The sequence below is a fragment of the Enterorhabdus sp. P55 genome (genome assembly GCF_009911695.1).
Taxonomy (GTDB): domain Bacteria; phylum Actinomycetota; class Coriobacteriia; order Coriobacteriales; family Eggerthellaceae; genus Enterorhabdus.
Genome location: NZ_QWKK01000079.1, coordinates 1 through 11,204, shown reverse-complemented (window position 1 = coordinate 11,204; position 11,204 = coordinate 1). Strand labels below are relative to the sequence as shown.

General features: G+C 69.8%; 8 protein-coding genes. 3 read left to right on the top strand and 5 right to left on the bottom strand.

The window, feature by feature from the left end; translation table 11 throughout:
• Positions 1-569: 569 nt before the first annotated feature.
• The 3 genes from D1643_RS08075 (at position 570) to D1643_RS08065 (ending at position 4,170) form a co-directional block, all read left to right on the top strand.
• Positions 570-1,187 carry an NUDIX hydrolase gene (locus tag D1643_RS08075; RefSeq protein ID WP_160710136.1) on the top strand — a complete coding sequence of 206 codons (618 nt, stop codon included), beginning with the start codon at positions 570-572 and terminating at the stop codon, positions 1,185-1,187.
• Between the two features lie 517 nt (positions 1,188-1,704).
• A complete protein-coding gene (locus tag D1643_RS12105) occupies positions 1,705-3,411 on the top strand; it encodes a hypothetical protein (RefSeq protein ID WP_160710135.1) in 1,707 nt (568 codons plus the stop codon).
• 72 nt (positions 3,412-3,483) lie between these two features.
• The gene (locus tag D1643_RS08065; RefSeq protein WP_160710134.1) at positions 3,484-4,170 is read left to right on the top strand and encodes a PspA/IM30 family protein; all 687 of its coding nucleotides are present in this window, start codon (positions 3,484-3,486) and stop codon (positions 4,168-4,170) included.
• A gap of 344 nt (positions 4,171-4,514) precedes the next feature.
• On the opposite strand, the gene D1643_RS08060 is transcribed toward D1643_RS08065, so the two are convergent.
• From D1643_RS08060 to D1643_RS08040, 5 genes are all read right to left on the bottom strand, one after another.
• Positions 4,515-5,006, bottom strand: a complete 492-nt coding sequence (locus D1643_RS08060) for a universal stress protein (protein ID WP_160710133.1) — start codon at positions 5,004-5,006, stop codon at positions 4,515-4,517.
• Between the two features lie 54 nt (positions 5,007-5,060).
• On the bottom strand, positions 5,061-6,071 hold the full coding sequence (locus tag D1643_RS08055; RefSeq protein WP_160710132.1) for an MBL fold metallo-hydrolase: 1,011 nt from the start codon (positions 6,069-6,071) through the stop codon (positions 5,061-5,063).
• Between the two features lie 108 nt (positions 6,072-6,179).
• Complete coding sequence (locus tag D1643_RS08050) at positions 6,180-7,832, bottom strand: AarF/ABC1/UbiB kinase family protein (RefSeq protein ID WP_160710131.1); 1,653 nt, start codon at positions 7,830-7,832, stop codon at positions 6,180-6,182.
• A gap of 192 nt (positions 7,833-8,024) precedes the next feature.
• On the bottom strand, positions 8,025-9,134 hold the full coding sequence (locus tag D1643_RS08045) for a hypothetical protein (RefSeq protein ID WP_160710130.1): 1,110 nt from the start codon (positions 9,132-9,134) through the stop codon (positions 8,025-8,027).
• A 324-nt stretch (positions 9,135-9,458) separates the two neighbouring features.
• Positions 9,459-11,015, bottom strand: coding sequence for a helix-turn-helix transcriptional regulator (locus tag D1643_RS08040; RefSeq protein WP_160710129.1), 1,557 nt, complete (start codon positions 11,013-11,015; stop codon positions 9,459-9,461).
• Positions 11,016-11,204 lie beyond the last annotated feature (189 nt).

The following is an 11,204-nucleotide window of genomic DNA, read 5'->3' as shown; positions in this document are numbered from 1 at the left end:
CCCCCGCCACGCCTCCGAACCCCTCCCCGGCGCGTGAGAGCGCCGCCCCAACGCGCCGGATCCCACCCGCACGCGCTGCCTCGCCCGCCGCATTCCGTCAACATCCCACCGGTTTCCGCCCTCTACCCCAACGCCGTGCGTTGCCCCGAGCCGCCGCATCCTCCGCGCCACCCCCGCGCCCCGACGTCGCGTGCCATCCCGCTCTGCCGCATTCCACCACAGACCGCCTCGTCCGCCTCCTCCTCCACCCCGGCGTCGCGCACCGACCTCTGCGCCGCACTCCCTTTGCCCTGCCACACCCCCAGCGCGCCGCTCGACGCACGGCCCCATCCCGCCATCGCGCGCCGCCACCACGCCGCCCGCCTGTCGCATTCCGCACCATATTCCACCAACGCCCCCCCCGAAATCCCAGCCCGGCCATACCCCGAACGGCACCCTCACAAAGCCCGCTCACCTGCGGTTCCTCGCGACATCGTCCGGATGTTTCACGTGAAACATTTGTGCGCTTGGGTTTTGGAGGCGGGCGCGTGGTACGCTGGGGGCGGCGACGAAGTGACGAGAGGAGCACCATGAGCGGTAACCCCTGGCTCGATTGGACGGTGGAGCTTCAGAGCCTCGCGCAGGCCGGGCTTTTCTACGGGCGCGACGCCTTCGACCTGGAGCGCTACGAACGCGTCCGCACCATCGCCGCCGAGATGATGGCCGCCCTGACCGACTTGCCCGTCGCCAAGGTGCGCGACCTCTTCTGCAACGAGACCGGCTACCAAACACCCAAGCTCGACACGCGCGCCGCCATCTTCGACGGCGACCGCATCCTGCTCGTCCGCGAGAACGACGGCCGCTGGTCGCTCCCCGGCGGTTGGTGCGACGTGAACCTCTCCGTCGGCGAGAACGCGGTGAAGGAGGCGCGCGAGGAGGCAGGGCTCGATGTGCGTGCCGAGCGACTCATCGCCATCCTCGACGGCGGTCGGCACAACTGCCCCGTGTCCGCCTACGGCGTGACGAAGGTGTTCGTCGCATGCACGGCGCTCGGCGGCGTCTTCGTCCCGAACAGCGAAACCACCGAAGCGCGCTACTTTCCCGAAAGCGAGCTGCCCGAGCTCTCCGAGGCGAAGAACACCGCAGACCAGATCCGCATGTGCTTCGAGGCGCACCGCTCCCCCACCTGGATCCCTCCCTTCGACTAGCGCCGCGCGCCCTTCGCCCCCAGGGCCCCTCAGCCCCCCCCAAGGATCGCCCCCCTCGGGAGAATAGTTCACCATGGCTCACATTGTTTCACGTGAAACACTCCTCCCCGCCAGCGGGACACGAGCGAGGAAAGGAACAGCGAAGGAGCGCCCGCGAGCCACAGCGAGCACCGATGGCGAGGGGGGGGGCACGCAGAACCGAGCCGACAGGCGAACGCGAAGGCGGCGAGCCAGCGAACAGCGCAGGGGCCGGACGCGGCACGACGACCCCCGCCCTGGAGGGGGAGAGCGGATGTGGCGGGGCCTGCCGGGCGGGCTGTCGGACGGATCGTCGGGCCGGGGGCACTGGCGGCGGGCTTCTTTAAGTGCGCGGAGGATTCTTTTCGGTTTCTCATCAAGCACGAGACGCTAGATTGGGCACTAGGCCGCCAACCCATAATGGGCGAAGCGACGTGACGTGCCACGTTGCTGCGCCCCAGGGCGCAGACGGGGTAGCGCGTATCGGGAAGGAGCGCCTATGGGCAGATCGGGTGGCGGAGGCCGAAGCGGAGGCGGAGGTTTCGGCGGAGGCTTCTCGGGTGGCAGCCGGTCGACCGGCGGATTCTCGGGAGGAACCCGCGGCGGCGGACGCAGCTTCCCGCGCTCGTCACGCAGCGGGTCGCCCTATCGTGGCGGCGGCCTGGGCGGCGGATTCGGCGGCCTGGGCGGATTCGGCGGACTCTTCGGAGGGCTGCCTGCCATCTTCGCCCCGCGCATCAGCATCAACAGCCCCGGCGACGCCCCGTCCCCGCAGCAACCCTCGTCTTTCGGCGCCCCATCGCCCTACGCGACCCCCTATGACGTCCCCGCGTCCAATACCCCCGCCGGCGCGTCTCCCCCTGCGCCACTCGCCCCAGAGTCAGACGCACCCCGCACAGGCAACCCCACCAGCGGCGCCCCCTACGCAGCAGCGCCCACCAGCGTCGGCACTCCCGGCGGTCCGCACCCCGGCGCCCCCGCCACCCCCGGCGGCCCGCTTCCCTACGCTCCCAACACCCCCGACGACCCGCTCCCTGCCACCCTTGCCACCCCCGGCGGCTCGTCCTTCGACGCCTCCAACACCCCCGGCGGCCCGTTTCCCGACGGCCCTGCCACCCCCGGCGGCCCGCTTCCCTACGCCCCCAACACCCCCGACGACCCGCTCCTTGCCACCCCCGGCGGCCCCAACGCTCCCCGCAGCTCGTACCCCGGCGGCCAGCCCTTCGGCGCACCTCCCACCCCCGGCGGCCCGCACCCCGCCACCCCCAACACCCCCGATGGGCCAGGGGCCTCCCGGGGCGGGTGCGGCGTTGCCTTCATCGTCGTGGCGGTCATCGCGCTGGCGCTCCTTCTCTTCGCCACCCTCGGCGGGGGCTGCTCGTCCGACGACGTGACCCGCTCCTCGATCGAACGCGAACCGCTGCCGCAGGGCGCCGCGCTCGTCACCCCCTACTACACCGACGCCGACGGCGACTGGATCCACACGCCCCGCGCGCTCGAGGACGGCATGCGCCGCTTCTACGACGAAACCGGCGTGTGGCCCTATCTCTACATCCTCCCGAACGGCACATCCACGTCCACCGAGGAGCTCGCCCAGTATGCCGACCAGCTCTACGAGGAGCTCTTCAGCGACGACGCGCACTTCATCCTCGTTTTCTGCGACGACGGCAACGGCTCGTTCAACGCGGGTTACGCCGTGGGAAGCCAGGCCAAGACGGTGATGGACGCCGAGGCGGTCTCCGTGCTGGCCGACTACCTCGACCGCTACTACCGCAACCAGGGCCTCTCCGAGGAGCAGCTATTCTCGAAGGCCTTCGCCGACACCGGCGCGCGCATCATGACGGTCACGAAATCGCCGCTCGTGCCGCTGGCCATCTGCGCAGCGGTCGTCATCGTCGCCATCGTCATCGCGCTCCTCGTCAAGCGCCAGCGCGACCAGCGCGAACGCGAGTCGCGGCGCATGGAGCAGATCCTCAACGCGCCGCTCGAGAAGTTCGGCGACCGCGAGACGGAGAACCTGGCGCGCAAGTACGAGTCCGCGAGCGCCGCAGACGCGCCCAACGCGGCCGCATCCAGCACGGCGACTCCCGACGCAGCGGCGTCCGACCCGCTGACGCCCGCCACGCCAGCCGCCAACCACCCCGACGACCCCGGCGCGCCATCCGCGCCCGACGCCGCCTCCAGCACCAAGGGGCCCGACGCCTAGGCGCACCCCTTCCCCCGACAACCCCGCCCGCGAGCGGGAACGACCGGCCTGCAGGCCAGAAGGAGAGACACCATGAGCGGAATCCTCGACCGATTCACCTCCATCATCAAGGCGAACATCAACGACCTGCTCGACAAGGCGGAGGACCCCGAGAAGATGATCGACCAGTACCTGCGCGAGCTGACCGAGAGCCTGGCCGAGGTACGCGAGGCCACGGCCGGCGTCATGGCCGAGGAAGCCCGCTGCAAGCGCGCCGTCGACGAGAGCCAGGCGGATATCGATCGCTACGGCGGCCTGGCACGCAAGGCGCTCGAGGCCGGCAACGAGGGCGACGCCCGCACCTTCCTGGCCAAGAAGCAGCAGCTCGAGGCGCACACCGAGGGCCTCAAGATAGCCTACGCCGCTGCGCAGGACAACGCGACGAAGATGCGCCAGATGCACGACAAGCTGGTCAGCGACATCGAGACGCTCCAGGGCCGCCGCCAGGCCATCAAGGCGAAGGTGGCCGTGGCCAAGACCCAGGACAAGGTGAACGATCTCACGGCCGCCGGCGACAGCGCCGCCAGCGCCATCGGGGCCTTCAACCGCATGGAGGCCAAAGCCGATGAGATGCTCGACCGCGCCAACGCCATGGCCGAGCTGAGCAGCCGCCCCGCCGACCCGGCCGCCGAGCTGGAGAAGAAGTACGAGGAAGCCGGCTCCACCGCCGCCGTCGACGACGAGCTATCGCGCATGAAGGCCGAGATGGGCCTCCAGTAGCTCTGCCCCCGAGACGAGCCGCCCCGCTCCGCCAAACCCCGGGCCCCGGCCGTCGCCCGGAGCCCGCTTCACGGTCGCGCGCAAAAACGAGCGCGCAACGTGGCCAAAAAAGTCGACTTGACGACAAAACTCGGGCACCTTGCGGCTCTCCTGGCGCCTCGTCGACGCGCCCCCCTTTCGCGACCTGGGGTTTTGCGGGCGCGCCGTGTCCGCACGGGATCGGGAAGGCGCCTCCTCTGTCGTCAAGTCGACTTTTTTGGCCACGTTGGCCCCGGAAACGCGCGGCGGGCCCCGACCACCGGCCGAGGCCCGCCCTCCCGAAGCCCGCCAGAAGCGCGAGCGCCCTACTTCACCACCAGCACCGGGCAGCTCGTCTTGTGCAGCGTGGAGTAGCAGACGCTGCCGAGCACGCCGCGCATGGCGCCCATGCCACGATGCCCCATGACGATGCAGTCGTAGCCGCCCTCGTCAGCATACGCGGTAATGGCATCGTGCGGCGACCCGTTCACGACGGCGATGGACACCCGGCCCCCGTCGCCCAAGGCGTCCGCGCATCCGGGGATGCCGGCGATATCCTCCATCACCCGCTCGCTCTCCTCGCGCGCGGCCTCTAGCCCCACGTCGGCGAAGGCGGCGCTGTCTGCGACAGAGCCCACTGCGCCGGACATGCGCGATGCTATCTTGAACGTCTCTGCGTTGAAGTCGCGCCAATCCACCACGCTGAGGACGGTCACCTCGGCGTCAGGCGCGCAGGCCACCAGGTCGAGCGCCTGCGCGAGAGCGCGCCGCGACGGATCGGACTTGTCGTAGGGAACGAGCACCTTCTTGTACATCATGTCCTCCTAACCAAGAACCTTACCGGGCGCGGGCCTCGCCGCGCCCCGCTTCGCCTATGATCCCGCCGGGCGGTAGCGGTGCACGCCATCCGCGTCGAGGCGCCGCGCAAGCCGCCCCTCGGACACCAGGTGGTCGAGCAGCACGATGCCCAGCGTGTAGATGCTCCACTGCTGCAAGGGCGCGCAAGCGTCAATGCGGCCGCCGGGCACCTTCCACCTGATAGCGCGAATGACCTGGGCACCCGTAGGCTCCTCGCCCCGTGCTGCCGCTTCGGACACCGCCTGCTCCATGGCGCCAAGCCGCTTCTCGTGGTGGTGACGCAGCCACTCGATGCGCTCGGGGAAGTCAAGCCGGTTCTCGCCATGCGAGATGAGCAGCCGCGAGCAGCCGAGCGCATCGAGCTTGTCCAAGCTGTCGAGGTAGGTGCGCAGCGCGTCCGACCCGTCCAGAAACAGCGAGAGCCCCGGCGAGATGATGAAGAGCACGTGGTCGCCCGTGAAGCAGATGCCCGATTCGGGGTGCAGCAGCGCCACGTGACCGCGCGTGTGCCCGGGAACCTCCACCACGCGCAGGCGATGGCGGCCCACCGCCACCTCGTCGCCCTCGGCCACCACCACGACCGGGCGCGCCTCCACGTCGATGGGCGTCGACACCCGCAGCGGCGCGTGGGCCCGCGCGGCCTCGTCGGTGGTCAGGCCTTCCTCGACGAAGCGCGCGCACGAGTGGCGGGCGCTTCGCTCGCTGAAGTCCGGGCGGGCGGCCTCAAGCTCGCCGCGACCCACGTAGAGCGTGGCCTCCGCCGGCACGAAGTCGCCCGCCAGTCCGGCATGGTCATAATGCAGGTGCGTGAGGAAGTAGCGCGCGCGACGCGGATCGACCCCCAGCTCCCCGAGGGCCGCTGCGAAGTAGAGGGCAGCCCCCTCCGTCGGCGCGCCAGAGTCCACCACCAGCACCTCGTCGCCGTCGCGCAGCACGTAGACGTTGGTCTCGGTGGTCACCACGTTGGGAAAGGGCACCCGCAGCTGGTAGATCTCCGGGTCGTCGTTTATCTTCTCAGCCAGCACTTCCGTCCTCGCTTCCTTAGGGCCGCCGCGCCGCCGGCGCCCCGATCCGCACCCACCGCGCAACGGGCGCCACCGCATCCTCGCCAGGCATCCAGCGCCCGCCACGCGTCAGTTCAGCTTCTCGTCGTTTCTCATCTGATGGCGGCTCAGCAGGGTGCGGTAGATCACGTACACCCCCAGCACAAGCGCGCCCACGTACCCGAGCACGCCCAGCACCGGCACCCCCAGGAACCGCGGCTCCATGGTAGTGGTGCACAGGATGGACGAGCCCATGAACAGGCCTGCGGATATCATCGCCAGGGCGATGCGCCCGCAGGCGGCGTACAGCGTGGCCAGCGCGTTGGCGGGCACGCGCAGGTCGCCCACCACCGACACCTCCCCGCGGTCAAGCATGTCCAGCGTGTTCGAGAGCTGGCGCGGCAGATGCGCCAGGGCCTCGGCCGACTCGGCCGTGGCGGTCAGCATCGAGACGACCTTCTCCTCCACGTGCCGCGGCGAGAACGCCTGGCGCACCACATGCTGAGAGACGATCTGCACGACGCTGGCCTTCGGGTCGAGCTCCGCCATGACGCCCTCGATGGTCACCACCCCGCGCGCGAGCATCGTCACCGACGGCACCATGATGAGGTTCTGCGTGCGCAGCACCTCCACGATCTCCTGGAACGCGGCGCCCATGTTGATGTCACGCAGATCGGCGGTGCCGTACTCCGTCAGCAGCGCGTCCATCTGGGAGAGCAGCGCGCCATGGTCCACCTGGCCGTGCACGACCGACAGCCCGAGCACCGCCTCCTTGAGGCCGTAGGCGTCTCCCGTCGCCACCGCCCGGAACATCCGCCCCACAAGCAGGCGCTGGCTGGCCGTGAGCGACCCGGTCATTCCCAGGTCTATCCAGACGATGTCGCCGTCGCGCACGAGGATGTTGCCCGGATGCGGGTCGGCGTGGAAGAACCCGTTGTCGAGCACCTGGGTCACGTAGCTCTGCACGAGCCGCTCGGCCAGCGCCGACGCGTCCACGCCCTGAGCGCGCAGCGCCGCCACGTCGTCCACCTGCGCGCCTTCCACGTATTCCATGACCAACACGGAGTCGGTGGAGTAGCGCGGGTACGGCACAGGCGAGGTAACGCCCGACTGGCTGGCCAGCTCATCGTGGAAGCGCACGAGGTTTCCCAGCTCGACGGTGAAGTCCACCTCGTTGGCGGTGGTGCGCTCGAGCTCCTCCAGCGCGTTGCCCAAGCTCAGCATGATGGCCTGGTGGGACGAGGTGGAAAGCTCGGCCAGCGCCAGCAGGTGCCGCATGAGGGTGATGTCCTCGGCCATCTGCTCGACGATGCCGGGACGGCGCACCTTCACGGCCACCACCGTGCCATCCAGCAGCACGGCCCGATGCACCTGCGCGATGGACGCAGCGCCGAGGGGCTCCTCGTCGATGGAGGAGAACACCGTCGTCCACGGCACGCCGTAGGCTGCGTCGATGCATTGGATAACCTCGGAAAACGGCAGCGGCGTCACGTGATCGTGAAGCTGCTCGAGCGCATCGCAGTAGGCGCTCGGCAAGAGGTCGGAGCGGCTCGACGCCAGCTGGCCGATCTTCACGTAGGTGGGCCCGAGCGCCTCGAGCACCGCGACGGCCTTCTCCGGCGTGAGGCCGCGGGCCACGTGGTAGCGGCGCATGATGGAGACGATCTCGCCCATGCGCTTGGAGGACGTCTTGTCCTTGACGGTGATCTCCGCGACGCGCATGAGCTCCCTGAACGTGGGCATCGGCTCCTCCTTCCGCTCGCAACGCCCGCAGGACGGGCGCCTCAGGCCCGACGTCCCTCCATGCTAGCAGCGGAAAAGCAGACCACCCAGGTCATCGCTGGGATGATGACAAGTCGTTTCTCGCGTCGGATCGCACGGCGCGCTGCGGGCGAGCCACAGCGCCGACCTGCCGCAAGCCCGTCGCGGGCCGGCCTACCGCGGGCGAGCCGCGTCGTCGGCGCCTGCGGCCACGTCGTCGGCGTCGTCGCCAGCCGCGTCACCGTAGGCGGCCAGGTAGGCGTCGTAGTAGCCGGCCAGGTAGGCGTCGGCCTCGGCCTCCTTCTCGGCGCGCTCGGCCGCGGCGGCCTCCGCGGCCTCCTGGCGATCCTCCTCGTAGTAGCGGCGCCGATCGGACAGCACGTGCGCGCCCGCCACGAGCGCCGCGAACACCACCACGCCCGCCACGAGCGAGACGAGCCCGCCGGCATGGACGAGCGACACCAGGTCATAGACCAGTCGCGGCGCGCCGTCGACGGGCTCGGCAAAGGGGCTCGTCGGCGAGGCCGCGCGACGCTGGGCGAACAGGGTGGCCTCGCGCTCATCGTCCTCAGGCGCGGCGGAGGCCTCGTCGTCGGGCGCCACCACCACGGTCACGGAGTGGTCGCCGCTCATGCGCTGGAAGATGGTGGACCCCACGCCCACCAGGTCGGGCCGGGTGCTGCCGTCCACCATGACGGCGGCCACCTTCCACCCCTCCTCGGGCTCCCAGGCAACCACGCGGCTTCCGCCCTTAGACACGAGCCCCGCACCGGTAACCCACCCCGGGCCGCCCTCGATGGCGGTGTCCACGATGTACTTCACCGAGCCGGAGGAGGCCGCGTCGGCCTCGGAGAACCGCACGCTCACGGAGTGGTCGGCGTTGATGCCGGAGAAGTCGACGTGCCCGGCAGAGCCGTCGCCCACCAGGTCGGGACGATCCTGCCCGTCCACCTGGACGGCGACCACCTCAGCGCCGGGGTCGGCCTTCCAGTGCACGGTATGGCTGTCGCCCGGCTCCACGCGAGCCGACGCCTCCACCGTGCCGTCCCCCTGGTAGGTCACATCCACCCAGTAAGGCGCCGCGTCTTGGGCGCCCTTGGCGGGAGCCGCCCAGGCAATGCCCGCCGTCCCACGGCCCGACGCGCCCGCAGGGCCGCCGCAAAGCGAGGTCACGGGCAGCACCGCCAGGCCGATGGCCAGCAGCAGAGCGGCCAGCAGGCGCGCGACCCGCCCGCGCGAGCAGGCGCTCCTCAGCGCCGACGCAGCAGTCGCTTCCCTACCCATGGCCATCCCGCTCCTTGCTCAGTGGTTTCGCTCGATGAGAGCCGCGCCTTGAGCGCGCTCAACGCGAATTGTACCGTGGCGGGCGAAAACCCGTCGACCCCTCCACGGGAAATCCCCCCGACCTCGCGCTTGGGCGGCCAAACTGCAAATTTGGTCGGTTTTGCACTCGAAGGCTGCGCGTTTCGCGCCCCAAAAGGCGTCCAAACAGCCCAAGTCGGGCTTTCTGAGCCCATTTCGAGCCGAAAAAGAGGCTCGCAGAGTGCAAAACCGACCAAATTTGCAATCCGCGCCCGAGTTTCCGTGGTTGCCGCCCAAACCGGGCGCCTAGCGGGCCGCACCCTCCTCTAGGTGCCCCTCTCGCGAAACCGCCGCGTCCTCCTCGGCCCTGATCTTCTCGATCAGCTCCTGGCGCGAGTGAACGTCGGCCTTCTGGTAGATGCCGTAAACGTGGGCCTTCACCGTGTGGATGGACACCACGAGCTGCTGCTCGATGGCCCCCATCGAGTACCCCTTGGTCAGAAGCAGCAGCACCTCGGTCTGCCGCGGCGTCAGGCCGTAGTGCTCAGCGAATCGGCGGCAGACCGTCTCCCACGACTCGTGCTCCTCGCGCGGGGCCTCGTCGGCGATGACGGCAAGCTCCTCGTCCATCTCGCGATGCTCGACGAAGGGCGTGTAGTTATCACGGAAGAAGAACGCCTGGATGCAGATGAACGCGATGACCACGCAGCTTCCGAACAGGCTCGGCTCCACCGGTCCGTCGATGGACGAGCCGAAGATGATGCCGCCGCCGCAAAACCCGAGCAAAAGGCCCACGATCTCGCCGAAGCGGCCGACCGTCATGTTGGCGAAGGGCTGCACCTGATGGATGTACATATACTCGGCGACGGCCGACCAACACACCACCTCGTCGATCATGGCCACCACGATGAGGAGGAACAGCAGCGCGTAGCGCACGGGCACCGCCACGAACGGCAGCAGCAGAATGCAGACGGCCGCCACGGGCGCGATGACCTTGATGATGACGTCCACCTGGTAGATCAGCCGCGTCCGCGTGTCGATGACCTTGTAGAGCGCAGCCACCACCAGCCCGCAGACGATGAACCCACCGCCCGCCACCAGCCCCGTGGACACGGCCACGGCGTAGAACCCGAAGCCGAGCAGGAAGTTGTTCGCCACCATGGCCACGGCCGAGTGCAGCAGCGAGGGCAGGTCGGGCGGGCGCGTGTTCTTGGGAACGGCAAAGCCCTCCTCGGCATGCAGCCGGCGCGCCCAGATGGCGAACATCCCCACCGACAGGACGCCGATGGAGATGGCGGCGAAGGGGAACACGTCCTCCTTGAGGCAGACCCGCACCAGCACGAGCAGCGACGTGCCCAGAAGCGCCGAGAGCGCCGTGTAGAAGGGGGCGTAGCTGTGCGCCAGCCGCGCGAGGAAGAAGCCCCACAGCGAGAGCAGCAGCATCGAGCCGAACCCCGAGAGGAACCAGGCGGCGAACAGCACGGTCTCGGACACCGGCACGAGGGCGGCCAGCCCCGGCAGCACGAGGAGCGCGCAGGACACGCCGGAGATAACGCGGATGACCCGGCGCCCCGTCAGGCGCGCGGCGCCCGAGGCCACCACCGCCGCCGCAGCCGCCTCGCCTATCAGGAATGCCGCCACGAGCAGCGTCGCCGTGATCTGGGGGATGCGGGCGTCACCGGTGACGGAGCACGTCATTATCAGATAGACCCACGCGAGGTACAGCCCGAAGCCGGCGATGCCCCAGCCGTCACTGGCGTGGGCAATCAGCGCCCCCCCCCCGTCAGCCTGCGCGTCGTCACCCGCGGTCGTGGCGCACGGGGCGCCCGGATCGATCTCAGCCATGTCGCGCGATGCAGTCAACGTGTCTCGTCCCCCTCTGTCGAAGCAAGCCCATTTCCCATGCGGAGAATTCTAAGCCACCCTCCTCACCCAGCGGCGGAAATGTCGCGCGACACCCCGTCCTCCTCCACAGCAGGCACACCCGCCGGCGCCTCGACGCCCGGCCCCGCCGCGCCCGCGCCCGACAGCGCCTCGGCGCCCGGCCCCGCC